This window comes from Bradyrhizobium sp. BR13661 (genome assembly GCF_029892425.1).
GTDB lineage: Bacteria > Pseudomonadota > Alphaproteobacteria > Rhizobiales > Xanthobacteraceae > Bradyrhizobium.
In genome coordinates, this window is sequence record NZ_JARXWB010000005.1 from 68,353 (window position 1) to 94,490 (window position 26,138).

The following is a 26,138-nucleotide window of genomic DNA, read 5'->3' on the forward strand; positions in this document are numbered from 1 at the left end:
TTCGCGCCCTCAATGAGGGCGCGAAAATCTCTTGGTTACATGCCTAGATTCTTTACATTCCAATGTCGAAGACATTAGGCAGTTGGCCCGCCAGAGGCAGTGCGGTGGCGCCCAGGAAGGTCGCCACCATCGCCATCAGGCGACGGTTGTTCTGGCGCTTGCCGCGCATCTGGCCGGCGATCCACTCGAGCATCTCGCTCTTGACCTTCGAGGCATAGGAAGGCGCCCAGCTCTCGATGTCGGTGTCCTGCGCCAGCGCGACGCTACGCGAGGGAACCTTCAGGCCCGAGGCGCTCGCGGCGTAATGCGCGACAGCCTTGGCCAGCAAATCGTCGAAACGGCCACCATCGGTACGCTCGGTCGCGGCCTCGTTGATCTCGAACAGCGCCTCGGCTTCGGCGCGGCTGACCGGCTGGTCGTTGACGGCCACGGCCGTCAGGATGCGGGCGCACCAGGCGGTGTCATCGGCATCGAGGGAGCGAGAAAAGTGCATCCGACCCTTGGTGGTCGGACCTTCGCCGGTGATCACGCCGTCGCGGACGATGGTGAGGGCGTGGGCTGCGGTGTCGCAGCAGGACGGTTCGAGGGACGGCGACTCAACTGACTTCGACAGTGCGGCAGACATAGTTCACTTCCAGATTTCTTCTGATCGACCAGCATTTTCATGCGGGCGTAAAGGGGCGGTTAATGATTCGATATGGGGATCGCGACTTTTCTCAATGGTTGCCGATTAGTCGCTATGAGGACCACTTCGGTTCCAGGGAGCGTCGGGCGAGCGTGATGCGGGTCATAAAAGGCTTTATCGGGGCAATCGAGACCGCAAAGCCCCGGTGGAGATGTTTCGCCGCAGGTGTCCCCGTAACAAAAATGTGCTGAGAAATCAGCCCTTCAGAGCAGAAATTCACATTTTACTTCAAGCAGTTCAGGGGCCGTTCACTTGGCCTCGCCAAGCGCCTATACTGATCCGCACGGCTAGACGGTAATTTCCAAGCAAATTCAATGAGATGAGGTCAAACCATGACACTTCCGATCGGCACCACCGCCCCTGACTTCGAAGCCGAGACCACCGAGGGGAAGATCAAGTTCCACGACTGGATCGGCAACAGCTGGGCCCTGCTGTTTTCGCATCCCAAGGACTTCACACCGGTTTGCACGACCGAGCTCGGCGCCCTCGCCAAGCTGAAGCCGGAATTCGACAAGCGCGGCGTCAAGCTGATGGGCCTTTCGGTCGACCCGGTAGACCGTCATTCAAAATGGTCGGAGGACATCAAGGAGACCCAAGGTGCCGCGCCGAACTACCCGATGATCGGCGACACCGATTACAACGTGTCGAAGCTGTACGGCATGCTGCCGGCCGCGATCTCGGGTGATCCCCTCACCCGTACCGCCGCCGATAACCAGACCGTCCGCAACGTCTTCGTCATTGGGCCGGACAAGAAGATCAAGCTCGTGCTGGTCTACCCGATGACCACGGGCCGGAACTTCCAGGAAATCCTCCGCGTGATCGACTCGCTGCAGCTCACCGCCAAACATCGCGTCGCGACGCCGGCCGACTGGTCGCCGGGCGAGGATGTCATCATAGCGGGCTCGGTGTCCAACGACGAGGCCAAGACGATCTACCCGCAGGGCTGGAAGGAGCCGAAGCCCTACATCCGGATCGTGCCGCAGCCGAAGTAAATGGCCTAGCCGGTCACACGATCCGCCACCAACAGACCCGCGGTCGACGAGACCGCGGTCACCACCGCGCCCCATGTGATGTCCAAAACGACGACGGGCCAGGTCCAGTGCTTGAGCAGTGACAGCGCAGTCAGCTCGAAGGTCGCGTAGCAGAACAAGCCGAATAGCGCGCCATATAGTATCGTCGATTGCCAAGTCGCAGTCGACGTGCCGCTCACGAACACCAAAACACCGACGACGTAGATCAGATAGAAGAGGACGGCAGGAAGGGGCCTGACGTCGCCCAGCATGCTGCCGACCTGAGCGGCGAAAAATCCCTTGGCGATCAGGCCGAGGAACAGGAAGTCCAGCCCGGTCAGGACGATCAGGGTTGCGACATAGAGCACGGCGATACGGTTCACTGGCGGCCTCCCTGCCCGCAGGTTTCGCGGACAGTCATGTTGCCATCAGTTACGCCACGGCGGGCTGCTGGTTTCAGCCCACCAATCCGGGATCAAGCCGCTTGCACGCGATCGAGGAAGCTGTCGACCTCGGCCTTGAGGTGAAGGCTCTCGCCCGACAGCGCCTGGGCGGAGGCAAACATCCGGCTCGACGTCTCACCGGTCTCGCTCGCGCCCTCGGCCGCCTGACGGACATTGACGACGACGTCAGCGGTGCCCGAGGCCGCGGCGCGAACGCTGGCCGCGATGTTTTGGGTAGCGCTGCGCTGCTGCTCGACCGCCGCCGAGATCGAGGCCGCGATGCCGCTGATGCGCTCGATGGTCTCGGTGATCGCCTTGATGGCCGTCACCGACTCCTCGGTCGCAAGCTGCATGCTCGCGATCTGGGTCGATATCTCGTCGGTTGCCTTGGCGGTCTGGCCGGCGAGCGTCTTGACCTCCTGGGCCACCACCGCAAAGCCACGCCCGGCATCACCCGCGCGCGCGGCCTCGATGGTGGCATTCAGCGCCAAGAGGTTGGTCTGCTCGGCGATCGAAGTGATCAGCTTGACCACGTCGCCGATGCGGGAGCCTGCTTCCGAAAGCTGCGCGATGCGCTGGTCGGTGGCCTCGGCCTGCTGCACCGCCTCGGCCGAGATCGCGTTGGATTCCTGCACCCGACGGGTGATCTCGGAGATCGACTGCGACAGCTCGTCCGAGGCTGACGCCGCCGAACGGACGTGATCGGAGGCCTGCTCGGAGGCGCCGGCCGACTTCGCCGACAGGTCGGCCGTGGATCGCGCAGTATCGGTCAATTGCCGGGCCACGCGCTCGAATTCGCTCGAGGAATGCAGCACCTTGTCAAGGATGCCGCCGACGCTGCCGCGGAATTGGCCGACGAAGTTGCGCAGATCCGCCTTGCGTTGTTCGATCGCCGCGGCCGCGGTCTCCGCCTGCTCGCTGCGCATCCGCGCCCGTTCCAGCGAATTACTCTTGAACACCGCCACCGTGCGGGCGATCTCGCCGATCTCGTCGCCGCGGTCCTCGCAATCGATCGCGACGTCACTCTGGCCGTTGGCAAGCGCCGTCAGCGAGCGCGTGACCGAGGTGAGCGGCCGGGTGACGCGGCGGACGACCAGCATGGTGAGCACAAGGACCAGCAACGCGGCGATACCGGCCGCGACAGCCATGCTCCAAATCGCCTGGGCGAGCATGCTCTCGTACTGCGCCATGGGGATGCCGACATAGAGGATGCCGACGACCTTGCCGGCCGAGTCCGCAATCGGGAAGTAAGCGGTCATGAAGGACTTGCCGAACAGCGTGGCAGGCCCCTTATAAGCTTCGCCACGGCGCAGCAGCGCCTGCGCCGGATGGTCGGCGGCGAGCTGGGTGCCGACGGCGCGATCGCCGTTTTCCTTCTTCACATTGGTCGAGCGACGGACGAACTGCCCGCTCGCATCGTCAAACACGAACAGGGTCGCATTGCCGCCGACATAAGAGACCGCACGATCGACGATGGCGTGATCCTTGAAGTCCGGCATCTTGGCGATATCGGCGCGCGCCACCGCACCATCCCGCATCGTGATCTTCGCGTCGGGAAAGACTTCAGCGAAGGTCAGCGCCAGCGTGCGCAGACTGACCTCGATGTCGCGCAGCGCGCGATCATTGAAGGCGGAGGTGAGCGACCAGTAGCCGGCGCCGACCACCAATGCGGTGTTCATCGCAATCAGCAGGACGGCACACAAGACAGCCTTGGTGCCCAGCTTGAATTGCGGCACGAACTTCGCCGTTAATGAGTTGGTCATGAATGGAACTACCCCCGGAATTCCTGCATATTCATGCAATTCGCTTACGACCCCATTAACGCTGGTTCACACCGCCGCCCGCGGCATGCTTTCCAAGACGTAAACGAGGACGCGCCCTGCCCCCGCCAAGCCCCCCGCCTGTCATCGTCTGGTTCCGCGACGACCTCCGCTTGTCCGACCATCCCGCTTTGCACGCCGCCGCGAAATCCGGCGCGCCGGTGATCTGCCTCTATGTGCTGGACGATGCGGCCGGACGGGCACCGGGTGGCGCGGCCCGCTGGTGGCTGGCGCAGTCGCTGCGCGCGCTCGGCGCCGACATCGCCGCGCGCGGCGGATTCCTTGCCCTGCGCAAGGGACCGGCGGCCCGGGTGATCCCCGAGGTGGCGCGCGAGGCCGGCGCTGGCGCGGTCTATTGGAATATGATCGCTCAGGCGCCGCATCAGGCCGTCGAGAGACAGCTCGAAGCGTCGCTGGCAAAGCTCGGCGTGGACTCGCAAAGTTTCCCCGGCGATCTGCTCGTTCCCCCCTCGGCGATCCGCAACAAGGAAGGTAGAGGCCTGCGCGTATTCACGCCATTCTGGCGGCGGGTGCTGTCGCTTGGTGATCCACCCAAACCGCTGCCCGCGCCGACACAACTGCGCCCCGGCCCGAAGATCACCGGCGACACACTGGAGAGCTGGCAGCTCGAGCCGACCAAGCCGGACTGGGCCGGCGGCCTGCGAGAGAGATGGACGCCGGGTGAAGCCTCCGCTCGCGCCCGCCTGCGCGACTTCCTCAAGCGCACCGCCCGCAACTATGCCGGCGAGCGCGACCGCCCCGATCGCGAGGGCACCTCAGGCCTCTCGCCGCACCTGCGGTTCGGCGAGCTCAGCCCGCGCCAGGTCTTTCACGCCGCGCGTTTCGCCGCGGGGGAGAATCCGGCGATTGGATCCGGGATCGACAAGTTCCTGAGCGAGCTCGGCTGGCGCGAGTTCTGCCGCCACCTGCTCCACGATCACCCGAACCTCGCCACCGAGAACCTGCAAACCAATTTCGACGATTTCCCCTGGAAGACCGACAAGAAGGCCCTCGCCGCCTGGCAGCGCGGCCGCACCGGTTTCCCGATCGTCGATGCCGGCATGCGCGAGCTCTGGCACACCGGCATGATGCACAACCGGGTCCGGATGGTGGTCGCCTCGTTCCTGGTGAAGCACCTCCTGATCGACTGGCGCGACGGCGAGGCCTGGTTCTGGGACACGCTGGTCGATGCGGACGCCGGCAGCAATCCCGCCAACTGGCAATGGGTCGCCGGCTGCGGCGCCGACGCCGCACCCTATTTCCGCGTGTTCAATCCGGTCCTCCAGGGCGAAAAGTTCGATCCCGACGGAACCTATGTCCGGCGCTGGCTGCCGGAGCTGAGGGACGTGCCGGCGAAGCTGATCCACCAGCCCTGGCAGGCGACGCCGATCGAGCTTGCAAGCGCCGGCGTCACGCTCGGCAAGACCTACCCGCAGCCGATCATCGATCATGCCAAGGGACGCGAGCGCGCGCTCGCCGCTTACGCAAATATCCGCAAAGGTTGAGGGTTGCTTTGACACAATTATGAAACCCGCTATCGTCATCGCTCCATGCAAACCGTGGGGGACACGAAATGGACGACGTAACTGCAGTTGAGCCGACAATCGAAGCAGCAGTGCCTGCTGCCGAGCCGCCGAAGGCGGCTCCCAAGCCTGCAGCAAAGAAGGCCAAGAAGGCTGCAAAGAAGGCTGCGAAGAAAGTAGCGCCGAAGAAGGCTGCGAAGAAATCGAAGAAGACCGCCAAGAAGTCGGCGAAAAAGGCTGCCAAGAAGACCGCGAAGAAGGCTGCCAAGAAAACAGCGAAGAAAGCCGCCAAGAAGAAGAAGGCCAAGAAGGCCAAGCGCTGATCGCGGCTTCAGAGCAAGTCTCCGGGTGCGGGGCGCCCGGAGATTCCGCCCGAAGACGCCCTAGCCTCCCCGCTTGGACTTGCGGCGACCCGGATGATGGACGCCTTTCGGATCGCGAAACTCGCTGCGATGACCCCGCCGGTCCTCCTTCGCGAAACGCCGTCGCTTTCCCGGTGAACCGAACGCCCTGATCACCTTCCTGCCGTTGACTTTCTTGATGACGTAGCCACCCTCGGTCATCGAGAACGGCGCCTTGAGCGTCCCCTTGTGGTCGAACTTCGTGCCGCGGGGATGCTTGAACGGCTCGAACCAGGACGGATAGACGAAGTTCGACATCGGCCATCCATCGACGTCGAACGTGTCCTCCTCAACAGCGTCGCAGACTTCATAGGCGAATTGGGTGTTCCGATTCTTGTCGGCCCAGAGATTGGCCATGGGATCCAGCACCATCTCGAACAGCTCGTGTGAGGCCGCGACGCTGATCGGCTCGCCATTCAGCGCCTCGACGAAGATCTTCGAGATCGGCTGGCCGCGATGGGTCAACTCATGACGTCCGAGCATGTTCTTGTGCAAGGCATTGTCAAAATAGACCAGCTGCCAGTCGGTCCGCTCTGGTTTGCGCGTGACATAGAGATCGACCGGACAGCCCCACACCGGAAGGAAATGCTTGTCGTAGCACTTTTGCAGCGCCGCGGTGAGCTGGCGCATCTCTCCCTCGTCGATCTTTGCATAGTTGATGCAGGCGATCCGAACCGGCTTCATGGATCTGCCGAGCAGTGCACGTCTCGCCTTTTTCATGGAAATCACCGGGTGAAAGGGAAACTGAAATGGGCCCAGCCTAGCATGACGGCGCGGCGCACGTCAGGGATGTATTCCGGTCATCCGACGCCTAGACGCGCCTGTTGACCACGAAGACGGCCGTCGCGCACATCGCCATGCCGCCAATCGCCAGCGCATCCAGCCTCTCCCCGAACAGCAGATAAGCCATCAGCGCCGTGACCGCCGGGACCAAGTAGAACAGGCTGGCAACAGCCGTCGCGGCAGCATGGCGGATCAGCCAGTACAACAGGCCGATCGATCCGATCGAGAGCGCAACGGCAAGCCAGCCAAGCGCAAGCACAAACTCCCGCGTCCAGTGCACCACGCGATCCTCGAACAGGAAGGCGCCGGCGGCAAAGAAGATGGTGACGGCGACGTATTGCACGAGATTGCCGGCGCGCCAGTCGATGTGATTGCAGTAGCGGCGCTGGTAGAGCGTGCCGAGCGTGATGCTGATCAGCGAGACCACCGAGGCAAGCCAGCCGAGTCCGGCCTCTCCCGTCATGGGGCGATCGTGCAGGATCAGCGCCACGCCGCCGAGCCCAAGCAGCAGGCCGCCCCATTGCACCGGCGTCACCTTCTCGCCGAGCCAGCGGTTGGCGATGGTCGAGGTCAGGATCGGCTGCAGGCCTGGAATGAGCGCGGAGAGCCCCGCCGGAATTGAGTGCGCGATCGCAATCGCGGTGCCGCCGAGATAGAAGCCGTGGACCAGGATGCCAGCCACCGCGCTGTGCGCGATGCCGGTACGATCAGGCCATTTCGGCCGGGCGACGCCTGCGATGATGGCCATCAGGCAGACCACCACGGCCATGCGGATGGCGAGATAGGTCAAGGGATCGGCGTTGTTGATGACGTATTTCGTGCCGATGAAGCCGGTGCTCCAGAGCAGCACGAACAGGACCGGCGCCGCCCGCGCGGCCAGATTTTCCTGGTTATGATTCATTGCCGCCCTCATTGCCCGAGCGGGGACGGCGCGGCAATGCGAATTTCGCATGCTGCGCTGCGACGGACGCGGCGGCTCAGATCAGCCGATCACCATTCTTCCGGACAGGGATCGATGATCTTCCAGAGATCGACCCCGTTCTTGATCTTCTTCATGTCGGTAGTGAGCCCGCCATTGCGGCGGATCCAGTCCTTCACTGTGTCGGGATAGTAGGACATCAGGTCGGATGTCCCTTCCGAGCTCGTGACCTTGATGCCGAAGGTGAAGGCCTTGTCGTAGTAGGCCTGGTGGAAGCCGAGGCTTGCCTTTGGCGTCACGCAGATCTTGTTCAGCGGCACGATGCCGAGCACGAGCGTGCAGGCCGAGTTGCAGATGCCGTCGATGATCACGCGCTCACCGGTGTCGCGGACGCGCTTGTACTTGACCTTGTACTCTTCGACATAGCCGCCATGGTCGCGGGTGATATGCAGCTCGGCGCGCGCTGGCGCGGCAGCAGCGACGAAGAGCAACAGCAGGCTGAGGAGCGTGATGCGCATGGCAGCGTGACGACGAAAACCTTGCAGGAATGAACCGGCCCCGAAGAGCCCCCAATGAAAACCCCAAGGAGCCGGCGGGAGGAATCTTTGACCGGATTCTCTTTGGCCATACTTGTGTGGGGAATTCGTTAAGCATCCCGAAAAGGCCAAAAATGGGCAGGCTCCGCTCCCATTTCCGGCATTTCTGTCACACTTGCCCGGGAATCTGCAGGATCGGACCCGATTTCCCCGCCCCGGACGGGTGCCCCGGCGACCCGAAATAGCTATAGATGGCTGAGCTATTCGTGCAGGTTCCGGAGAATCGAGATGAGCAAGTTGAAGCTTGTAGCCGCGGTTGCTGCCCTGTCGGCCGCAATCCTCGCCCCCAGCCTCGCGGAGGCGCGGGTGCACCACCGGTACCACCGCTCCTACGCCAACCCGCTGCCCTACCCGATCAGCTATCTGCATAATTACGGCCCCGGAATTGAGCCCGGTACCTTCGCCTTCTACGACGGCCCATCGACCAACCACTGCTACCAGAGCGCTGCCGCCTATGTTGGCCAGGACCGCCGGCGGCACCCCTGCTACTGAGGGACCCGCGGCGACCCGCCGATCCGCTCCGCACTTCGAATTATTCGAAGCGACAGCCTTGCCCCGCCTGCTTGGCATGAGCCCTGGATGCTAATCTGGGTACCTGCGGTGGTCATGGCTACGGTGGGCTGGCTGAAGCTTTGTTCATCAGCATTACATTTCGGCTCCGCCACAATTTGATCAGAACAACTTCGATATCCTGTATTGCGTAAGCGGAGGAAGAACATCATGAATTCAAAGATTGGCCTCGTCGCCGCATCCTTGTTCGGTGCCCTCGCGGCATCGTCGCCGGCGTCGGCCATGCCTGTTGCGCCGGCGCCCGCGACGCCGCAAGTCTCGGGCATCGAGCAGGTCCGCATGGTCTGCAACGCCTGGGGACGCTGCTGGTGGCAGCCCAACGTGTATTACGGTTACGGCCCCGGATATTATGGGCCGCCGCGCTATTATGGTCCGCGTTATTATGGTCCGCGCTACTATGGCTATTACGGCTATCGCCGCTGGTGATATCTCAAGGGGGCCCTCGGGCCCCTTCGCATTTGCGAGATGGTGCACTCAGTCGATGCTGCTGGAGTGCTTCCAAAACTGATCTAGATCAAGGATGAAATCCGTCATTCGGTCATATGCTGGATCGATGGCCGATTTGATCGTATTCCGATGCCCTCAGACGGGCATGAATGTGCAAACACATCTCGAGAAGCAGAAGATCGAGGAAGGACGAAGTTTTGAGTCCTTCCCCTGCCCAGCGTGCACACGACTCCACTTCATCGACCTCGCCTCCGGCAAGCCGATGAACCGGGATCGTTGACGGCGGCATCGTTCCGACCTCGTGGAATGAGGTCCGCAATATTACGGCACTGAATCCTGTTTACTGAATCGTCAAGTATCGCCATTGATGGCCATGTAACGACGTTCATTTCATCGTCACATTGCAGCATCCGGCCAGACGCATGTTTTTCGACGCTCTCGCCCCGTCCTCCGCGCTCCAGCTGACCCGGTTTACCGATATCGACGCGTTTCGGCCGGCCGAGTCCCTGGAGGATTCTCGAAGCATTCCCCTCGACGTCGCCAATTTCGCCGCGGCGCGAGCGATCGTAAACCTGCCGGCGTGCCGCATATTTGTGGCAAGGTCGTTTGCACGCATCCTGGAGACAACCTATCGCGCACCGGGCGGCATGGTGATCCTTCCAATGAGCGACGATCTGTGCGCCCGCTCGAGCGGAGTGGAGTTCGACTCGCGCTTCTTCGTCGCGTTGCGCGGCATTCATCACTGCCATTTCGTGGAGCCCAAGGTCAATCATCACGCGCTGATCATGTTCTCGCCCGCGCTCAGGGATCGCGGCTGGTTCGATCGCGCCGATGCATTGTGGGTTCGCATCGCCGATCCCGCCGCTCATCTCTACGCACGGCAGCTTGTGCAGGACATCCTGCGGACCGCGTCGGTCCAGCCGCACATGTTCGAGACGACCGAGGTCGCCGCCCATCTGCAGGAGGGGCTGCTGCTCGCTTTCGACGACCTGTTTCGAAGAATCCCGCTGGCAGAGTGCGGAGTTCCGAGCGCGGGCGCGCGCTCGGCCAGGCTCGTGCAGCAGATCGACGACTATGTCAGAGCCTACCCGACCGCTCCGATCTATACGGCCGATCTCGCCGATGAATTCGGCGTCTCGATCCGGACCCTCGGCGGCGCGGTGGCCAAGGTGCGAGGGATGAGCCTGCATCAATACATCCGCCTGAAGCGGCTTTGGGCGACACGCACACAACTGCTCAGGAGCGGCGGGGCATCGGTCGCCTCGTGTGCGCGCGCCCAAGGCTTCCATCACCTCGGCGAGTTTGCCGCAGCCTACCGCGCGACATTCCACGAGGCGCCCTCGGATACGCTGGCGCGGGCCCGGCAAGCCGGCTTTCCGACCAACCTAGCGTAACACAAGAATAACACTGGCCTAACACCAGCATAACAAACGCGTCAAATCCACCGCCGATAAAAAGGCACGGGCGGCGGAGGACTGCCATCGATTAGTTGGAGGACAACAGTTTGCGCAGGCGCGCGACCTCGATCCGCGTCTCCAAAATCACGCGCATCAAAAGTGCATTCTCATGCTCAAGGTCGGCAATACGGCGCCGCCGGCTGCTCTCGTCCTGCTTCAAAGCGAGATCGTATACATTTGAGTTTGCGTTCGCCTGCGGCGGCGCCTTGTCAAAGCCCGATTTTTTTATCGGATTTGTTGTTCCAGGCACCTCAACCCCCAATAACGGCACACAACAGACGCACCAACTAGTCTCGCGAGCAACCCCACTCGCGAGGCCGAGCCTGTTTCAGCCTCTTACTAGTTATGTTTCTTATCGTTGCTGTGACTGATCTTAAACAAAGAGTCAGATTTCCGGCCGAATGTGGGAAATTCGTTGCTCAAATTTCGTTTGCGTTGCCAGCAAAACTTGTCCTGTCGCTGAACCGCAATCTCGCAGATGCATCCGTCGCTACGACTACGATTGTTGCAGCGAGCCTCGCGACGCGACGGATTTGTTTTGCTAGGCGCCCAGCAGCGTCATCTGCAACAGCCAACCGACCCAGATCGCGGGAGCGAAGAACAGGCCGAATGGCATACGACTGGTTAGCCGCAGCCGTTGACGCAAAACAAGATAGCGGAGCGCGTAGGTCGCAAGAGCTGAAAGCGCCGCGATTTCGATTGCAATCGGCAAGATCGACCAATCAAGCCACGCCCCGGCGACGGCGGCGAGCTTGACGTCACCAAGTCCCAGGCCATGCCGGCCGCGCAGGCGAGCGTAAGCCACGCGCACTGCCAAGAAAGCGCCAGCAACAACGATGGCACGCAGCACGGCGATCAACAGCGCCGACAGGTCACCCTGCGCCACCACCATCGCATTGACCAAGCCCAGGACCAGCCCGGCAACGTTCAAGGCATCGGGTATCAGAAGATATTTCGCGTCGATGACGGCAATTGTCAGCATGACAAGCGCCAACGCCGCGCCCGCCACGCCTAAAGCGCCATGGGCAACCGACAGACTCGTTACGACCGAAAAGAGACCGGCCAAGGCAGCGACAACGTAAGACCAAAAGCGATAGCCAACGATGGTTTCGGCCGCAACCGTGAGATCCGCCTCGTCATTTTGCATCTAGGGGCGCGCCATTGCAGGCATCGCTGCCCTCGTAGGTCCACTTACCCTGCTTTTCCTTGCCACAGACCATGACCGCTTTAGAGGCAAAACAGAATTCAGCGCCTTCACTAAAGACACGGCTGGCCCAAATGCACGCGCTGGGCGGAACGGGAAATGGAACAAGCAGCACGGGCGGTTGGCCCGGTGTCAGCGCAGGTAACGGCTGCGCGAAGGCCGCAGCGCCAAACAGGAGCCCAAATGCCACAATTGCGAGCCTGGCCATCATCTTGTGTTCTCAAGCACCAAGTGAACTGGAGGATGATCGAATTTCAGGCTGATATAGTCAATCCAGCAGGCCGAGGCGGCAGGCTCGGCACAAAATCTTTTATCTTGCAAATCCAGCTTTAGACGCGCTGCCGCGGTACGCGCATGGAGCCCCTCGCATCAATACGCATTGCGCGGCCGGATCAACTCGAAGGCCGTCCTGAACATGATGGAGATGTCGAACGCCAGACTCCAGTTATCAATGTACCAAAGATCCAGCTTGACCCTCTTCTCCATCAGCTCGAGCTGCGGAGTACCGCCGCGACATCCCTGCACCTGCGCCCACCCCGTGATGCCGGGCTTCACATGGTGCCGGAAAGCATAATTGGCGATCATTTTGCCGTATTCGTAATCATGAGCCAGTGCGTGCGGCCGTGGTCCGACCATGGACATGTTACCCTGCAGCACGTTCAACAATTGCGGTAGCTCGTCGATGCTGGTCTCACGGAGAAAGCGACCAACCCGGGTGACGCGTGGGTCCTGCTTCGTCGCCTGCACGACGGCAGCACCATCTTCCAGCACTTTCATGCTGCGCAATTTGTAAATGACGAAGGGTTGGCCGTTGAACCCATGGCGCCGCTGCCGGAAGATGATGGGGCCATCCGATTCAAGTTTGATGGCGAGTGCTGCCAGGACCAACACCGGAGATAGCAGAAACAGCGAGGTGGCCGCCACCGTCACGTCCAATACGCGCTTGGACAGGCGCTCAACCGCGGTCAATGGCGCGCGTTGCAGCTCGACCATGTATGACCGCTGCGGTATTGAGGTCTGACGGCGCAAGATGGTCGACACTGCGCAATCGGGCAGCAGGCGAACCGGAAGGGGGATTGCCCTCAGCCGATCGAGAACCAGCTCGATGTCCCCGGCGCGCGCCCACGACAAGGCGAGAACGATCTCCTCTGCCGGCGTCCCCCGCACGCGCTGCTGCGCCGTTTCGACGTGCAGTTTGTGCAGCTCCGAGGACGGGTCACCTTTCCCGTCGCGAGGCAGCACGACGCGCTCGATTTCGTCCAGGCCGAACCTGACCAGCAGATCGCGCCGGCCGAACTGCGCCATCTCGCTCTGTGTTCCGATCACGATCGCGGGCCGGCCGCGGATCGCTCCGGTCATGAGGGCCGAGCTCAGGCAACGGCACGCCAGGCGCCGCGTCGCCACGAGGCCGAATCCCCCCAAGAGGAAGAAGCAAACGACAGAACCACGCGAGGTCTCGCCCGCGGATTTGAGCAGGAACAGGACAACTGCAAGAACAAGAATTGCAAGGCACCAGCTCGCCCAGACGCGTCCATGGTCGCGCTCCCGCTCGAGCAGCTCGTTCATCCGGTAAAGACCGAATTGGTACGCCGCAAGCACATATGTCGAGCTGGCCACGAGGCCCAGGCCGGCGTAGACACCAGCGTCGCCGAAACTGCCGCTGATCGCGCGCTGGTAGAGGACCCCGCCCAAGATGCCGGCCACGACGATCACCAGGGCGTCAGCGAGCGCGAAAAGCGGCTCAATAACCTCAAACCGGACGCCGATACGGGGCCGTCTGGCGTGCTCCTCGACGGCTGATGACGAACGGTCGAGATTGGTTATGTCAGTCATGCTGCACCTGCGCCGGTAGACCGCCGCATAGCACGTTATATATCACATTATGATGATATTTACTTAACGTTTACCGGTCTGTTGCAGCCCAAACCGACCCTCGCGGTCGGGAGCCGCGACGCCGAACAATCGCAACGGGAATACCACCATGCGGGCCCGGACAAGGACCGGGCCGCGCTGGCTTTTTTCAGGTGGCCGCCGCTCGGATCGGATTTGGATGCTATCGCGCTGGTGCCGTGGCGGACTTTGTGTCCAGCAGTTTCGACAGCGCGATTTCGTTCACGACGGGCGGGCTCTGCTTGAGAAGTTCGGCAACATAGGCACGGCGATTGGCTTCGACGCGCTCAGCCCTGATGCGTTGCACCAGCGCGTCCCTGACCTCAACCAGCGGCCGCGTGTGCGAGGCCTCGGTGTCGAGCAACTTCAGGATATGCCAGCCGTCATCGAGCCGGATCGGGTCGGTGAAGCCCGCCTTTGGCAAGCCTGTCACCTGGCCGCGAATCTCGGTGCGCAGATCCGGTTCACCCACCCAGCCGATCTCCCCGTCCCGCTCTGCGGTCGGCGCATCGTCCGATGAGCTGCGAGCAAGCTGACCAAACTCCGCGTTGGGCTGCTTCAGCTTGCTCACGACATCGTCGAGCTTCTTGCGCGCGGCATCCTGGGCGCTCTTGTCGGCGTCTTTCGCGACGGCCACCAGGATCTGGGCCAGACGGAACCGGCGAGGGACGAGAAACGCGCTGGCGTTCGCCTCATAGACGCTCTTGATCTCGGCATCGTTCGGGAAACTATCAGCCGGCAAAGTGACCGATTGAAGATAAGTCTCGATGATCACATTCTCCCTTGCGCGCGCGAGCTGGGCAACGACGGCAGGCTGCTGGTCCCATTTCTTGGTCATCGCTTCCTTGAGCACCAGGCGATTGGCCAGGATCGCCCGCACGGTCTGGCTCAGCACGGCGGGATCATGCGCCATGGCTGCCTGCTGGCGGGCGTCGAGGAGCTGGATCGTCGCGCGAATTTCCTCGGCCGTGACATCGCTGTCCCCGACCCTGGCGATGATTTCGCCGCCTCTGACGGCCGCATTGTCTGCCGCAGCGGGCGCAGGCTGGGCCGGTGCCGCCGCTTGGCTCGATGCGGCCGGCGCGGACTGCGCACGGGCAGGAGCGGCCGGCGCTGGGTTACGGGTTTGGGCAACGACCTGCGGCGCAGCCGTGAACACCAGCGCGACGGCGATCGCACTAAAAGCAAAAGTCTTGTTCATGGCTTGGCCTTCTGTTCGAGAATCTTGTCGCGGAAATCCTGAGCGGCGTTTTGATGCTCGACGCGCTTCAGACCGAAAACGGGATCATGATCGAGCACCTTCTCGAGCGGATCCATGGCCTCATATTGACGAACGACGTCGTCGGCGATCTTCGCCAGACGAACGTTCTTGGCCTCGCAGGCCTTGGTGCTGGCCTTGAATGCCGTCGCGTCCGCTTCAAACTTGGCGCGCTCGGCGTCCTTCGTGCGCGCGACGGCGGCCGCCTCCCCGTATGCGCTTTTCCATTTCTCGAGCGAGTCGTCGCGCTCGGCGATACGGTCGTTGAAATCCTTGACCGCCTGGCGGTAGGCCTGCTCGGCTTCCTTGACCTGGGCGCGATAGGTTTCGCTCTGCTTGCGGAAGCGATCACGCTCCTGCTCCGTCGCGGTCAGCTTGGCCTGCAGTGCCGCGCGCTGATCTTCCGCCGCGCGTGCCTGCGCGGTGGCGCTGCGCAGCGCCTCGCGCAACCGGTCGCTTTCCTGGTCCGCACGCGCGGTCGAGGCGACCATCAGCACCAATGCGGCCACGAATGAAAGACGCAACAGCCGCATGATCAGAACCTCGCATTGAGATCGAGCTGGACGATATCGACCTTATAAGGCAGGCCAGCGATGTTGTTGGCGCTCATCCAGCGCACCGAACCCCAGATGTTTTCGCCGAGGCCGACATTGCCGCCGATGAAATAGCCCTTGAGGTTGGTGCCGCCGAGGCCAAAATCGGAATCGACGAACGCATCTACCATCGCGTCGGATTCAAGGTATTTGTAGCCGACGTGAGCGTTCCAGTCCCAGAGATGCTTGACCTCCTTATTGCCGACCGTGAGGCGCGCAAGCCAGCCCTGGTTGCCGCCGTTGTACGGGCCGAATACGTTAGGGGTTGACGACGGAGCGGTGTTGTTTGGTCCCACCACAACAGCTGCCACCGCCGCGCGATCGAACGCCGTGTTCCAGATATATTCGGCGTCGAGAATGATGTGGACCGGGTTGAACTGCGCGAAATCGAGCTGACCACTCGCGACAACCGGACGGAAGTCGCTGGCAAGGCCGTAGAACTGGAAGAGGGTCGTCGATCCCGGTGTAAACGGAATGTTGCGCAACTTCATGTACGTGTTGCCCTTCTGCGCGAAGGACGGACGCAGCAGATCGGTATCGCAGGTATCGACCGCGCTGGTGACGAAGCATTCGCTGGAAAGCTTGCCCTTCACGTTGATAAAGTCGTAATAGGCAAACGCCAATGTCAGGTTGGTTTCGGAATCCAGTTTCGCCCCGAGGCCCCCCTGTGCGCCGAACAACCACTTGTCCCGGCTCGGCGCGAAGGTCGGTCCTGCAATGGTTACACTGTTGATGCCTGCGTTGAGATCGGTGTTGAAGACCGGAAAAGCGCCGCCGACGAAGAATGGCGTGAATCCCTCCGCGACTTCGTGCTTGGCCTGAATTGCAAAGCCGTCGAAGCCGATATCCTTGTACCAGACCAAGTCCGTCGGCGACCAAAACGGGTTGTCAAACCGCCCAACAGTGCCGACGAAATCCTGCACCGGCTGATACTTGACGAAGGCGCGGTCGAGCCAAAGCGCGTACTTCGAGAAGTTACCGCCATTACCGCCGAACGTTTGGTTGGTTGAGACTGGTGAGCTGCTGTCGCCCGTCGCAATTCTCAGGCCGGCGCTGAAACCATCAAAAAGATCGACGTCGGCGCCAAGCCGCGCGCGGAAGCGGAATCGGTTACGATCCTGTGTCGTGTTATAGAATGGGGGAAAGTAGGGATTGAGCGAAGGGTCCTCATTGAAGGGAGATCCCGTATTGATGGCGTTAAAGTTCTCGAGCGGCCCGCTTCCAGATGGAAAATGATCCCCCTCGTACCGCGCGCGGATGTCACCATAGAACCGGATGCGCTGCGCCCATTCCGGATATTTTCCGGGAGAGGCCCAGTTCTCCTTCTCCGCCTTCGCCATGACTTCGGCGCGAATTTCATCGCGCAGCTGCTTCTTGACGATCTCGGGGACATAGGTGACGCGCTTGGTACCAGCAGGCGAAACCGCATCCGTCGCGGTCGCGGCCGCCTTCTCGGCGCCTTCCGCCTTGGTGGTGGCGTCGCGTGTCGCCTGGCGGGCGACATAGGCTTCGTCGTCCGCCTGCTTGATCAGCGCTGTAGCCTGCTCCTCGCTCAGCGTGCCCTGCTTTACCAGCAGGTTGATCAGGTTCACGGTTGCGTTCGACGACGGCGGCGCATCACGCGACACCGTCGGACGCTTGCCCGGCTGTGTGTCGTCCTGGGCCAACGCCGGAGCGGAAAGCGCAAGCAGGATAGCCGCGGTACCCGCCAGCTGTCGCTTCGTCATTTCTGCACGCCACATCACATCAACCCTTCTTCCAGTCTCATCACTCAATCACACGAACGGCTCGCGCCGTTTCGTCTTCAGTTCAACTCGGACTGCGCGCCGTCACCTGCATCACGATAGGCATCGGCATTTCCCGCGGCGGCGGTTCACGCAGCGTCATGCCGCTGAGGATCTGGTCCCGGATCACCGCATCGAGCTCGCCATTGCCTGTCGAAGACACCAGTTGCACGCGGCTGACCCGGCCGGTCGCGTCGGACCACAGCCTGACCTTGACCTGCATGACCGCGTGGCGCGTCTTTTCGTTGGCTCGCAAGGCGGCCTCGATTTGCGTCTGCACGATGCTGGCGTAATAGCCCCATTTGCTTCCACCACCTCCGCCGCCTCCGCCACGACCCTTACCCTGCGAAAGGCCGCCGGCGCCCGGGCCATTGCCGAGTCCAAGATCCGGCGGCCCAGGCGTTGGATCCGGTCCCGCATCGGGCGGCGCGTCCTTCGGAATGTCGACCGGCTTCTCCTCGATGACATCCTTGACCTGCGGCTGCTCCACCACTTTCTGCTCGGGCTGTTGTTCCGGCTGCTTCTCGGGTGGCGGCGGTGGTGGTGGTGGCGGAGGCGGAGGAACGATCATCGTCACCTGAAGCTCGTTCACCTTGCGCGGCGGGTTCTTGTCGCCGCTCATGAGAACCATGATGCCGCCGACCATCAGGGCGACCACCAGGAGACCGCCGCCGCCCAGCAGCAAATAGCGCCGCCAGGCCGGTCCTTCGTTCTCCTCGCTGGTGTCGCGCTGATCCATCGGTGTCACATGCGGCCCGCTTCACCGAGCCACCGGCTTGGTCGCCATGCCGACCTGCGTGAAGTTGAGGCGGCCGAGCATGTCGAGTACGTCGACGACGTTCTGGTACTGGGTCTGGGCGTCGCCGCGCACGACGATCGGAAATTCAGGCGTCAGCGCGCGCTGCTGCACCAATCGCTGCTCGAGCTCGGCCAAAGTCACGGGAATGGTGTCGAGGAACAGCTTGCCGTCATTGGCAACCGTGATCGCCTTGGTGGTTTGCTGAGCAAGGCTCGGCGCCGCGCTCGCCTTCGGCAGGTTCACCTTCATGCCCTGCACGGTCGCCGTGGTCATGATGATGAAGATCACCAGCAGCACGTAGGCGAGGTCGAGCATCGGCGTGATGTTGATGTCGTCGTATGGTTTGCTTTCGGACTGGACTTGCATGGGTTCACTCCGCCGCCTGCTTCACCGGCTCGTCCGGAAGCTCGTAGGACTCCGCGATGCGCGTGATGAACTCGTCAACGAACACCTGCATCTCGCTGGAAACGTCCTTGATGCGGATCGTCAGGTAGTTGTAGGCAAACAGCGAGGGGATCGCGACGCCGAGACCGGCGACGGTGGCGACCAGGGCCGCTGCGATTCCAGGCGCGATGGCGTTGACGTTGACATCGCCGGACGCCGCGATCGCCGCGAAGGTGATCATGACGCCGACGACGGTGCCGAGCAGGCCGAGGAACGGGCCGCCGGAGATCGCGATGGTCAGCATCACCATCAGCCGGTTGAGGCGCTGGCTCTCCCGAACAAAACCGCTGTCGAGCACCGCACGGATCGACTGGATTGCCTGCGGCGACAGCCGGCGATAACCGCCGCCGGCGAAGCGCTTGCGGATTTCCTGCGCGCCGGCCGCGAACAGGCGATAGAGCGGTGCGGCACGGACCGCCTTGCGCTGCTTCTTGCCGAGCTCGCCGCCGAAGCTCGGGTCGTTTTCCTCGCTGTCGAGCTGAAGCAGCCCGCCGATGTCGGTCGAGGTCTCACGGAATTGTCCGAGGAAGAGCTCGTTGCCGCGCGCGACCCGGTTCAGATACGAGATGCGATCGACCATCACGTACCAGCTGATGAACGCCATGATCGCCAGCAAGCCGATGACGACCCAGCCGTCGAGCGTTACCGAGCGCAGGATCACGCCGAAATAGCCGCCGCTGAACCAGCCGGAGTTTTCTTCGTCGACGCTGAACGACATCAGTTTCGCCTGATCGGGCCCCTGCCCGATTGCCGACAGCTTGATGAAGCCGGCAGGGCGCGCGACCTTCGCAATCTCGAATTCGTCGACGTCGCCGGCAAATCCCGCCGCCGTGCCCGCAGGCGCGGCCACTGGCGCCGGCGTCTGCGCTGCATCTCCCGCCGGCGCAGCCGGGGTCGCGTCGGCGGTGGGAGTCGCGGCCGGAGCTGCCGCAGGCGCTGCCGATCCGAGCTGCGCCACGCCGGTCATGGTCGGCAGGCTGGCGGCCAATGTGGCGGCCTGGCTACCGTCGACAAAGAGCGTGATCTGTCCGCTCTTGGCCGTGAATGCGATCTGATGCCAGCCCGCAGCCGCGATAGCCGCACCGCCGGTGCTGCGCTGCTTGTCGCCACCGTTCGCGACCTCGACGAACGCGACACCATTGTCCAGCCCGACGGTCAGTCCGTTCGCGCCCTCGGTACGCGAAAAGAGCACAGCACCCGGCTGCGGCGCGGTCATCTTGACCCAGAGCGACCAGGTCAGCTCACCGCCTTCGGCAAGCACGAGCGACGGAGAGCCGGGAAGCGCGATCGCGGTCTGTCCATCGAGACGCGCGCCCTGCCCGATGATGGCGCCGTCAGCCGCGGGCACCGCGTTCTGCGCGGAATTGGCCCAGGCCGTGACGTCCTGGGCAGGCGTCCCACGATCGTTGAAATGATAGACCAGCAGCGTATCGGGATCGTAAGTCCCCTTGGCGTCGATCGCAGTCGGCGCTTTCTGGTTTCCGTAGTAGAGCCAGATATCGTTCTTCGTGCCCGGCTTCAGATCGGGAACGCTGACCCAAACCAGAGCCTCGCCAAGCAGTGAGTCGTATTTCTCGACATGATGCTTGAGCGGGGTCTTGTCGTCTGACGCGATGAAGCGGAGATCACCGCCGTCGTCCTTGGCCGCGCCGAAGCGGAAATTGCCGACATGCAGCCGCACCAGGATCGGCGCCGTGCCGATGGCGTCGCTGATCCCGGCGCCGGACTGACCGGTGTCGATCGTGATCTTCTTGCGCAGCGTCCACTGGTCGTTCCACCACGCGGAGGCAGCTTTCGGCCACAACACGGCCGCGAGGACGAGAAGCAGCATCACCGGCGCACTCAGGCCGTTTCCGCGGCGTAATCCAAAGCGAAGGAGCGACATCTAGAATTCTCCCCAGACCCGAAAGCTGAACCGTGGATGGTTGGCGACGGTGACCTGCTGGCTGGTCAGCGGCATGCCGACGAACACGATGCTGTTGAGGTAACGCAGGCTCTTCATCTTCATGCCGACCCCGTAGCTGGCGAGGTCGAAATGCGATTGCTGATCGATCAACGGCTCGTGGATCCTGGCATTGCCGCCGTCGACGAAGGCGAAGAAGCGCCACTCGTCGAACGCGTTGTACTTGATGCTATCTCCGAGCGGATTGGGCAGTTTCTGCTCGAGATATTGCGCCAGATTTGGCGTGCGCAGCTCGAGCGTACCGGCCACGCCGTAGTCGCCGAGCACTTCGGACTCGAGATAGCCGCGCACCGTGTCCTGACCGCCGAGGCTGAACTGCTCGCTGGACACCAGCGGCTGGTCGGCCACCTGTCCCTGGAGTTTGGCGTAGAGCTGGAACCCGCCGGCGAAATCCTGGGTATGCGAGATGTCGGCGCGCAGCGTGATGAAGCTTGCTGTCGCGTCAAAGCGCTTGGCGTCGAACTCGTCGCGGCTGGAGCCTATTCCACGCAGGCCAGTGGTGATCGTGGCGTTGAGCTGCGTGAGATGGCCATCGCCCTGCCACGAGGCTCCGTAAGTCCCGACGAGCGGCACGTACGTCACCGGAGAGTCGAACGCATCGGTGCCCAGTCGAAGCGACTGCTTGAAGTCCTTGTAGTCGACGCCGAGCGACAATGTCTGGAACAGATCGCCCCTGGACGGTAGCGTCAGAACGGCACGCCCGCCGATCACCTGACCGGGGCCGACGACGTTGGCACCCCCGACGGTCGCGACCGAGCTGTCCGACACCAGGCCGTAGACGAGAACGCTGAGCCAATCGATCTCCGTGCGCGCCAGATAGGAACCGGAGACCACCATCGCGTCCTTCGGATTCATCGGCGCGAACTGGTAGGTCCAGGTCATGGAATGGCCCAGCTGCCAGAGGTTGTCATAGTGCATCGAGACGCTGGTCCGCAGCGGCGTGGTGCTCGGGCTCTGCTTGTTGTTGACCTCGACGCTGCCGTGCAGCGGATAGGTGTCGTCGACGTTGAGATCGACGTCGACCGTTCCGGGCGCCACGCCCGCGCGCAGCGCCGGGGTGATGCGCCGGTCGGCCCAGCGATTGAGCGCGACGAGGTCCTTGGTCACGTCCTGGAAATTCGGCAGCGTTCCCTGCTTCAGCGAGGGAGCGTTGTCCTTGATGTTCTTGAGGTCGAAGTATCGCGAACCCTTGACGCGGAGCTGTCCGACCCGGCTCTCGGTGACCTTGAGCACGACGAAGCCGCGCTGCGCATCCTGCTGCGGGACCGCGACGCTGACCGTCTGAAGACCCTTATCGTGATAGGCCTTCTCCACCGCGGCTCGCGCCTTCTCGACGTCCTGTTCGCTTTTGTTTGGACCGAGGAACGGATAGACCGCGGCCTCGACCTCGATCTGCGGCAGGTTGTCCGCACCCTCGACGCGAAATTCGTCGATATCGAAATGAGCTGGTGGAGCCGCCGGCTTGCCGGCGTCTGCGGCGTTCTTCGCCGGCGCAGTTTCCGCAGGCTTGGTTTCCGCAGGCTTGCCCTCTGCAGGCTTGGGCTGGCCTGGCTTGGCGGCGCCGGCTCCGGACTTCGCAACCGCCGGGCTGGTACACATCGCGCAGATCAAGAGGCCGCAGAAGACGAGACGCGCGGGGCGTGCGGAAGCCAACCCGCTTCTCCGCGTGGCGCGCAACGGAAGCTGCGCATGGCGGCGCGCGCTCCTCTCATACAGACCACGCGAATTCACCTAAGCCTCGATATCATGCTCGCATTGCGGCCAACACGTCGCGACCGCAGTGATCTTCGGACAGCCCGAACCGACCGGAACGCGCCGGTCTACCTGGCCTTATCCGATAGACGTCACGCCCGCGGCCGGCGCGAAAAGATTCTCGCAAGCCGTGATGAGGCGCGACCGTTGATGTGATGATTTCGCGCAACATAACACGACTATCGATGTGCATGTGTTACTCACCAACAATTCGTCACATTATCGTTGTGCGCCCTCTCTACCGTCCGGCCAAAATTCGGGGTTTAATAAGTGGGGCGTAACATGACCATCGACGTCATCTCCAACCTGCGCGGCTTGCTGCTCGCCGAGTATGTCGACTTCGATCGACGACTGACGCGCCGCCTCGGTTCGCCGGACCTCGCCTCCGAAGCCCTCAATGAGACCTATCTCCGTCTCGCCGGCATGCGGGAGATCGGGACCGTGCGCAGCCCCAAGGCGTATCTGTTTCGGATCGCCCTCAACATCGCCACCGATCGCCGCCGCGCCGAGAAGCGCCGCCTCACCTCCGACGAGGTCGACGCCATGCTCGAGATTCCGGATGACCAGCCGGACGCAGCGCGCGTGATCGAGAACCGCTCGGACGTCGAGCATCTCAAGCGCGCGATCGCCGAGCTTCCGGAACGACGTCGCCGCGTCCTGATGCTCTCCCGCATCGAGGGCTTGCCGAACCGCGAGATCGCCGCGCTGCTCGGCGTCACGGTCCGGACCGTCGAGACCGACCTGAAGCAGGCGGTCGAGCACTGCGCCGAGCGCCTCAAAAGACCCGTGCGCGACAAATTCGGTTTTCAGCGCGTCGCATCGTCTCAGTTAAAGAGATATGTCGATCGGGGCCATCCGCTCATGACCGGCATGGGCGGGAAAGCGCTGGGTCGTGACGAAGCGAAACCATCAGGTCGATCACTTAGATCCGTTAATCCGTGAGGCGTTGTCGTGGATCATGCGCCTCAAATCGGGTGAGGCGACGATTGCGGATGCCGAACAACTGATGGACTGGCGCGGCAAAAGCTCCGCCCATGAGCATGCCTTCCGCGATGCCGTAAAATGCTGGCGCGCGATCGGCAAGGCGCTGGCGACCGGCCGCCCGGCACCCGCGGTGCGACGCCGGCGTCAAACGGGCAACAAGAAGCGGGCATGATCTGGCAGGCCAGCCGTCGGGCCGCCGATTGAATCTCGGCTTGAATTGGATCAGCGTAGATCGGAGGGCGATTTTCGCTCGACCGCGCCGCGCAGGCGCGTATTGAGCTCCGCGAAGTTGATCGGGCTCCCGATGGCGGTCCGGACGCGGCTGTTGCGCGGGGCGGTACCGCCACCACCAGGCCTGCCGAATGTCGGCTGCGGGACGGAGCCGGTGACGGCAACGCCGTTGGCTGCCAGATGTGCACGGACGCGCGCGCAATATTCGACCGACAGATAGGAAAACCGGGTCTCGCCGTGACCAGCGCGATATTTCATTGCCGCTGTGCAGAGATCCTCATGGGCGAGACGCCAGGCGCCGGCTAGATAGCGGACGCCGTAATGCACGTTGACGTCGGGCGTGGCCAGTTCGGCCGGTGTACCTGTGAAGCCCATCATTCGCGCGGTCGGCAGCATGACCTGCATCAGGCCGACCTCGCCATCCATTCCGACGACGGCCGTATTGTATCGGCTCTCGACAGCCATGACCGCATCCACGAGCGCAGGCGGAAGGCCAAAGGCAAGCGATTCACGCTCGATCAGTTGCCGGTATTGCGCGCGCCCGGCGCGCCAGTCGCGGCCGAACATTGCGCTCGTCCGGTAAGTGTAGGTAGAGAGAAGCGGATTGGCAGGGGGAAAATCGGCGGCCGTAAGTGGTCTCGGCGCGAACGGTTCGAGCGTCAGAGGCTCGGGCGCGGTATCGTCCGCATCTGTTGACGATCCTTCGGTGCTGCCGGTTTCGGCCGTGCGGCCGACCTCATCGGCTTGCGCCCTTGCCGTGCCGCTCAGGACGACTAACAGGCACAACGCGACCGATGGCCACAATTGGCGTTCGGCTCCGACCGTCCTGGCTCTTGAAGGGGACCTCGACATCAGCGGTGCGGCAGCACGTTGGAAATAGCGGGAGGGCGGAACGGAGTGGCCGAACGACCGTAGTTGGAACCATATTGCTGGCGGATGGCCGCCTCGTTGGCATTACCCACGCGCACGTCCGATGAGCGTGCATCGATCGGCGGCAGATTGAGCGTTGGATTGACCTTGTCCACCTCTCGCCGAAGCTGTTCGTTCAAACACCCGAACGCGCTATCGCCGCCGATCTGCACATCGACGCAACGCCGTACCGTGCCGGTCGGCTTGCCGCCGATGATCGTGCCCTCACGCTGCTGAGCGGGTGGATTGGCCGGACCAGGGGCCTGGGCCGTTACCGGCGTTGTGATGATCGCGACCAGGCAGATCGCAAGGCCACCACGGCGCACAAATCCGTGTCTCGACAGAGCGACGCCCATGCTGCGAGCCTCCAATGACCTGCGCGCTTCGATCCGGCGGCGCCACGGGAATGATACCATTGCCGACTGCCTGATACGATACGAGATTCTCACACTACTGCAATTACCCGAATGAGATCCGAGAAATCGGGGCTCTCTCATACATACCTTCACCTAGAGCCTCGTTCGAAGCCCCTTGACATCATTGACCAGCAGCGTCGCGTCATCGGCCGTTGTGACGGCAGTATTGATAAAGTTGAGGACCTTGGTGATATCCACCTGCGGCGCATTGGCAGCATAGAGCACGTCGAAAGGACGCATCTTCATCTTCGTCGAGATGAAATAACCCGCTGGATCCTGGAAGCTTACGTTGAAGATGATCGGCACGGTATCGCCATTGAACTTCGAGCAGTCGACCCCGAGTTGCTGCGCCACCTCGCGCGGTTCGCGGCGATAAAGAAACACCGATCCCGGATCGGCCTGCAGGTCGAGCAGGCCTCCCGCCTTGGCGACCGCCTGCGTCAGATTGATCCGCCACGCATCGAAATTGAACTCGCCCTGCTGGCCCGTCGCCCCAAAAGCCGTGAACTTCATCGGCTCCCGGTACAGATAGATTCGGTCTCCCGGCTGCACGAAGATGTTGCTCGCGGGCCAGTAGACCAGATTGCCGAAAGGCACCGTTGCCCGCTTGCCGTTGCGTTCGAGGACAACCCAGGTCTCCCAGCCGGCGCCGCTGATGCCGCCCGCGCGCGTGATCGCGTCGGTAATTCGATCCTGCGCCCCCGCCAACGGCATGGGAAACCGCACCGGCGTTCGGACTTCGCCGAAGACGCTGACGAGCGACGAACGCTGCTGGCTCGCCGTCACGATGACCTGCGGATCGATCGCGCGTTTTTTGATGTGCTGGAGGATGTCGTCCTGGATTTCCCCGTTGGTACGACCTGCCGCACGAATTCTGCCGGCATAGGGCACAGTGATATTGCCGTCGTTGTCGACGGACTGATCCGGAAGGCTCACGTAATTGCCCGGACGCACGCCGGCTTCCAGGGGGACATAGAGCCCGCCTGCGGATGCTTCGAAGATCGTCACACTGACGATGTCGCCAATACCGAAGCGGATGCTGCTCGGAGGCTTGCTAGCCGCCAGACTTCCTGGAATTCCATTGGGCTCGAACTTATCGAGCACCTGGACGATCTCGGGCGTAAGCTTCACGACGGCGTACGGCAAGGTTGTCGTGTTTTCGCTCTTCACGTCCATGCTCGCCGGTCCCGACATGGAAATGAAGCCGCAGCCGCCCAACCAGGTCGACCAGATCAGGCAGCACGCGATGGCCGGGAT

Annotated in this window: 28 protein-coding genes; 8 read left to right on the forward strand and 20 right to left on the reverse strand. The window is 62.5% G+C overall.

Annotated elements, in window-relative coordinates:
• Positions 1 to 52: 52 nt before the first annotated feature.
• The gene (locus M2427_RS10035; RefSeq protein WP_280706113.1) at positions 53 to 625 is read right to left on the reverse strand and encodes a hypothetical protein; all 573 of its coding nucleotides are present in this window, start codon (positions 623 to 625) and stop codon (positions 53 to 55) included.
• Between the two features lie 392 nt (positions 626 to 1,017).
• Here M2427_RS10035 and M2427_RS10040 point away from each other — a divergent pair, with 392 nt between their 5' ends.
• Positions 1,018 to 1,677 (forward strand): peroxiredoxin, encoded by a 660-nt coding sequence (locus M2427_RS10040; protein WP_280706114.1) that lies wholly within the window; start codon positions 1,018 to 1,020, stop codon positions 1,675 to 1,677.
• A 5-nt stretch (positions 1,678 to 1,682) separates the two neighbouring features.
• On the opposite strand, the gene M2427_RS10045 is transcribed toward M2427_RS10040, so the two are convergent.
• Both M2427_RS10045 and M2427_RS10050 read right to left on the reverse strand, forming a co-directional pair.
• Entirely contained in the window at positions 1,683 to 2,078 is a 396-nt protein-coding gene (locus M2427_RS10045) for a DUF2177 family protein (protein WP_280706115.1), read from the reverse strand.
• Between the two features lie 92 nt (positions 2,079 to 2,170).
• Complete coding sequence (locus M2427_RS10050; RefSeq protein WP_280706116.1) at positions 2,171 to 3,901, reverse strand: Cache 3/Cache 2 fusion domain-containing protein; 1,731 nt, start codon at positions 3,899 to 3,901, stop codon at positions 2,171 to 2,173.
• Between the two features lie 170 nt (positions 3,902 to 4,071).
• Between M2427_RS10050 and M2427_RS10055 the strand changes: the two genes are divergently transcribed.
• Both M2427_RS10055 and M2427_RS10060 read left to right on the forward strand, forming a co-directional pair.
• Positions 4,072 to 5,463 (forward strand): deoxyribodipyrimidine photo-lyase, encoded by a 1,392-nt coding sequence (locus tag M2427_RS10055; RefSeq protein ID WP_280706117.1) that lies wholly within the window; start codon positions 4,072 to 4,074, stop codon positions 5,461 to 5,463.
• Between the two features lie 68 nt (positions 5,464 to 5,531).
• Positions 5,532 to 5,804 (forward strand): hypothetical protein, encoded by a 273-nt coding sequence (locus M2427_RS10060; protein ID WP_280706118.1) that lies wholly within the window; start codon positions 5,532 to 5,534, stop codon positions 5,802 to 5,804.
• Between the two features lie 60 nt (positions 5,805 to 5,864).
• On the opposite strand, the gene M2427_RS10065 is transcribed toward M2427_RS10060, so the two are convergent.
• The 3 genes from M2427_RS10065 to M2427_RS10075 form a co-directional block, all read right to left on the reverse strand.
• Positions 5,865 to 6,602 (reverse strand): hypothetical protein, encoded by a 738-nt coding sequence (locus M2427_RS10065; protein ID WP_280706120.1) that lies wholly within the window; start codon positions 6,600 to 6,602, stop codon positions 5,865 to 5,867.
• Between the two features lie 91 nt (positions 6,603 to 6,693).
• Entirely contained in the window at positions 6,694 to 7,566 is an 873-nt protein-coding gene (locus tag M2427_RS10070) for a DMT family transporter (RefSeq protein ID WP_280706121.1), read from the reverse strand.
• Positions 7,567 to 7,655: 89 nt separating this feature from the next.
• Positions 7,656 to 8,102 carry a hypothetical protein gene (locus tag M2427_RS10075; protein ID WP_280706122.1) on the reverse strand — a complete coding sequence of 149 codons (447 nt, stop codon included), beginning with the start codon at positions 8,100 to 8,102 and terminating at the stop codon, positions 7,656 to 7,658.
• Between the two features lie 306 nt (positions 8,103 to 8,408).
• On the opposite strand from M2427_RS10075, the gene M2427_RS10080 reads away from it, so the two are divergent.
• The 3 genes from M2427_RS10080 (at position 8,409) to M2427_RS10090 (ending at position 10,591) form a co-directional block, all read left to right on the forward strand.
• Positions 8,409 to 8,672, forward strand: a complete 264-nt coding sequence (locus M2427_RS10080) for a hypothetical protein (protein WP_280706123.1) — start codon at positions 8,409 to 8,411, stop codon at positions 8,670 to 8,672.
• A gap of 228 nt (positions 8,673 to 8,900) precedes the next feature.
• Entirely contained in the window at positions 8,901 to 9,176 is a 276-nt protein-coding gene (locus M2427_RS10085) for a hypothetical protein (RefSeq protein WP_280706124.1), read from the forward strand.
• 443 nt (positions 9,177 to 9,619) lie between these two features.
• Positions 9,620 to 10,591, forward strand: coding sequence for a helix-turn-helix domain-containing protein (locus tag M2427_RS10090; protein WP_280706125.1), 972 nt, complete (start codon positions 9,620 to 9,622; stop codon positions 10,589 to 10,591).
• Between the two features lie 91 nt (positions 10,592 to 10,682).
• On the opposite strand, the gene M2427_RS10095 is transcribed toward M2427_RS10090, so the two are convergent.
• From M2427_RS10095 to M2427_RS10145, 11 genes are all read right to left on the reverse strand, one after another.
• Entirely contained in the window at positions 10,683 to 10,904 is a 222-nt protein-coding gene (locus M2427_RS10095; protein WP_280706126.1) for a hypothetical protein, read from the reverse strand.
• Between the two features lie 291 nt (positions 10,905 to 11,195).
• Positions 11,196 to 11,801, reverse strand: coding sequence for an A24 family peptidase (locus M2427_RS10100; RefSeq protein WP_280706127.1), 606 nt, complete (start codon positions 11,799 to 11,801; stop codon positions 11,196 to 11,198).
• The gene (locus M2427_RS10105; protein WP_280706128.1) at positions 11,791 to 12,069 is read right to left on the reverse strand and encodes a hypothetical protein; all 279 of its coding nucleotides are present in this window, start codon (positions 12,067 to 12,069) and stop codon (positions 11,791 to 11,793) included. Before M2427_RS10105 ends, M2427_RS10100 begins: the two co-directional genes overlap by 11 nt.
• Positions 12,070 to 12,227: 158 nt before the next feature.
• Positions 12,228 to 13,691, reverse strand: a complete 1,464-nt coding sequence (locus tag M2427_RS10110) for an undecaprenyl-phosphate glucose phosphotransferase (protein ID WP_280706129.1) — start codon at positions 13,689 to 13,691, stop codon at positions 12,228 to 12,230.
• Positions 13,692 to 13,911: 220 nt separating this feature from the next.
• Complete coding sequence (locus M2427_RS10115) at positions 13,912 to 14,949, reverse strand: peptidylprolyl isomerase (protein WP_280706131.1); 1,038 nt, start codon at positions 14,947 to 14,949, stop codon at positions 13,912 to 13,914.
• Entirely contained in the window at positions 14,946 to 15,455 is a 510-nt protein-coding gene (locus M2427_RS10120; RefSeq protein WP_348521921.1) for a hypothetical protein, read from the reverse strand. The genes M2427_RS10115 and M2427_RS10120 overlap by 4 nt, the downstream gene beginning before the upstream one ends.
• Positions 15,456 to 15,541: 86 nt before the next feature.
• The gene (locus M2427_RS10125) at positions 15,542 to 17,326 is read right to left on the reverse strand and encodes a putative porin (protein WP_280706133.1); all 1,785 of its coding nucleotides are present in this window, start codon (positions 17,324 to 17,326) and stop codon (positions 15,542 to 15,544) included.
• 82 nt (positions 17,327 to 17,408) lie between these two features.
• Positions 17,409 to 18,122 carry a TonB C-terminal domain-containing protein gene (locus M2427_RS10130; RefSeq protein WP_280706134.1) on the reverse strand — a complete coding sequence of 238 codons (714 nt, stop codon included), beginning with the start codon at positions 18,120 to 18,122 and terminating at the stop codon, positions 17,409 to 17,411.
• Between the two features lie 21 nt (positions 18,123 to 18,143).
• Positions 18,144 to 18,548 (reverse strand): biopolymer transporter ExbD, encoded by a 405-nt coding sequence (locus tag M2427_RS10135; protein ID WP_212235883.1) that lies wholly within the window; start codon positions 18,546 to 18,548, stop codon positions 18,144 to 18,146.
• A gap of 4 nt (positions 18,549 to 18,552) precedes the next feature.
• Entirely contained in the window at positions 18,553 to 20,511 is a 1,959-nt protein-coding gene (locus M2427_RS10140) for a MotA/TolQ/ExbB proton channel family protein (RefSeq protein WP_280706136.1), read from the reverse strand.
• Positions 20,512 to 22,242, reverse strand: coding sequence for a ShlB/FhaC/HecB family hemolysin secretion/activation protein (locus M2427_RS10145; protein ID WP_280706137.1), 1,731 nt, complete (start codon positions 22,240 to 22,242; stop codon positions 20,512 to 20,514).
• A gap of 381 nt (positions 22,243 to 22,623) precedes the next feature.
• Between M2427_RS10145 and M2427_RS10150 the strand changes: the two genes are divergently transcribed.
• Both M2427_RS10150 and M2427_RS10155 read left to right on the forward strand, forming a co-directional pair.
• A complete protein-coding gene (locus M2427_RS10150) occupies positions 22,624 to 23,283 on the forward strand; it encodes an RNA polymerase sigma factor (protein ID WP_280706138.1) in 660 nt (219 codons plus the stop codon).
• The gene (locus M2427_RS10155) at positions 23,234 to 23,497 is read left to right on the forward strand and encodes a DUF4880 domain-containing protein (RefSeq protein WP_280706139.1); all 264 of its coding nucleotides are present in this window, start codon (positions 23,234 to 23,236) and stop codon (positions 23,495 to 23,497) included. Before M2427_RS10150 ends, M2427_RS10155 begins: the two co-directional genes overlap by 50 nt.
• A 50-nt stretch (positions 23,498 to 23,547) precedes the next feature.
• Here M2427_RS10155 and M2427_RS10160 read toward each other — a convergent pair whose 3' ends face one another.
• The 3 genes from M2427_RS10160 to M2427_RS10170 form a co-directional block, all read right to left on the reverse strand.
• Positions 23,548 to 24,360 (reverse strand): transglycosylase SLT domain-containing protein, encoded by an 813-nt coding sequence (locus tag M2427_RS10160; RefSeq protein ID WP_280706140.1) that lies wholly within the window; start codon positions 24,358 to 24,360, stop codon positions 23,548 to 23,550.
• 47 nt (positions 24,361 to 24,407) lie between these two features.
• Positions 24,408 to 24,821 carry a hypothetical protein gene (locus M2427_RS10165; RefSeq protein ID WP_280706141.1) on the reverse strand — a complete coding sequence of 138 codons (414 nt, stop codon included), beginning with the start codon at positions 24,819 to 24,821 and terminating at the stop codon, positions 24,408 to 24,410.
• Between the two features lie 153 nt (positions 24,822 to 24,974).
• Positions 24,975 to 26,057, reverse strand: a complete 1,083-nt coding sequence (locus M2427_RS10170; RefSeq protein WP_280706142.1) for a polysaccharide biosynthesis/export family protein — start codon at positions 26,055 to 26,057, stop codon at positions 24,975 to 24,977.
• Between the last annotated feature and the right edge of the window lie 81 nt (positions 26,058 to 26,138).

Coding starts and splice junctions, on each gene's coding strand:
- M2427_RS10085 (WP_280706124.1), top strand. CDS start 8,901: ATGAATTCAAAGATTGGCCTCGTCGCCGCATCCTTGTTCGGTGCCCTC.
- M2427_RS10135 (WP_212235883.1), bottom strand. CDS start 18,548: ATGCAAGTCCAGTCCGAAAGCAAACCATACGACGACATCAACATCACG.
- M2427_RS10150 (WP_280706138.1), top strand. CDS start 22,624: ATGACCATCGACGTCATCTCCAACCTGCGCGGCTTGCTGCTCGCCGAG.
- M2427_RS10040 (WP_280706114.1), top strand. CDS start 1,018: ATGACACTTCCGATCGGCACCACCGCCCCTGACTTCGAAGCCGAGACC.
- M2427_RS10090 (WP_280706125.1), top strand. CDS start 9,620: ATGTTTTTCGACGCTCTCGCCCCGTCCTCCGCGCTCCAGCTGACCCGG.
- M2427_RS10060 (WP_280706118.1), top strand. CDS start 5,532: ATGGACGACGTAACTGCAGTTGAGCCGACAATCGAAGCAGCAGTGCCT.
- M2427_RS10080 (WP_280706123.1), top strand. CDS start 8,409: ATGAGCAAGTTGAAGCTTGTAGCCGCGGTTGCTGCCCTGTCGGCCGCA.
- M2427_RS10110 (WP_280706129.1), bottom strand. CDS start 13,691: ATGACTGACATAACCAATCTCGACCGTTCGTCATCAGCCGTCGAGGAG.
- M2427_RS10140 (WP_280706136.1), bottom strand. CDS start 20,511: ATGTCGCTCCTTCGCTTTGGATTACGCCGCGGAAACGGCCTGAGTGCG.
- M2427_RS10100 (WP_280706127.1), bottom strand. CDS start 11,801: ATGCAAAATGACGAGGCGGATCTCACGGTTGCGGCCGAAACCATCGTT.
- M2427_RS10170 (WP_280706142.1), bottom strand. CDS start 26,057: ATGGACGTGAAGAGCGAAAACACGACAACCTTGCCGTACGCCGTCGTG.
- M2427_RS10050 (WP_280706116.1), bottom strand. CDS start 3,901: ATGACCAACTCATTAACGGCGAAGTTCGTGCCGCAATTCAAGCTGGGC.
- M2427_RS10125 (WP_280706133.1), bottom strand. CDS start 17,326: ATGACGAAGCGACAGCTGGCGGGTACCGCGGCTATCCTGCTTGCGCTT.
- M2427_RS10165 (WP_280706141.1), bottom strand. CDS start 24,821: ATGGGCGTCGCTCTGTCGAGACACGGATTTGTGCGCCGTGGTGGCCTT.
- M2427_RS10070 (WP_280706121.1), bottom strand. CDS start 7,566: ATGAATCATAACCAGGAAAATCTGGCCGCGCGGGCGGCGCCGGTCCTG.
- M2427_RS10065 (WP_280706120.1), bottom strand. CDS start 6,602: ATGAAAAAGGCGAGACGTGCACTGCTCGGCAGATCCATGAAGCCGGTT.
- M2427_RS10130 (WP_280706134.1), bottom strand. CDS start 18,122: ATGGATCAGCGCGACACCAGCGAGGAGAACGAAGGACCGGCCTGGCGG.
- M2427_RS10115 (WP_280706131.1), bottom strand. CDS start 14,949: ATGAACAAGACTTTTGCTTTTAGTGCGATCGCCGTCGCGCTGGTGTTC.
- M2427_RS10105 (WP_280706128.1), bottom strand. CDS start 12,069: ATGATGGCCAGGCTCGCAATTGTGGCATTTGGGCTCCTGTTTGGCGCT.
- M2427_RS10075 (WP_280706122.1), bottom strand. CDS start 8,102: ATGCGCATCACGCTCCTCAGCCTGCTGTTGCTCTTCGTCGCTGCTGCC.
- M2427_RS10035 (WP_280706113.1), bottom strand. CDS start 625: ATGTCTGCCGCACTGTCGAAGTCAGTTGAGTCGCCGTCCCTCGAACCG.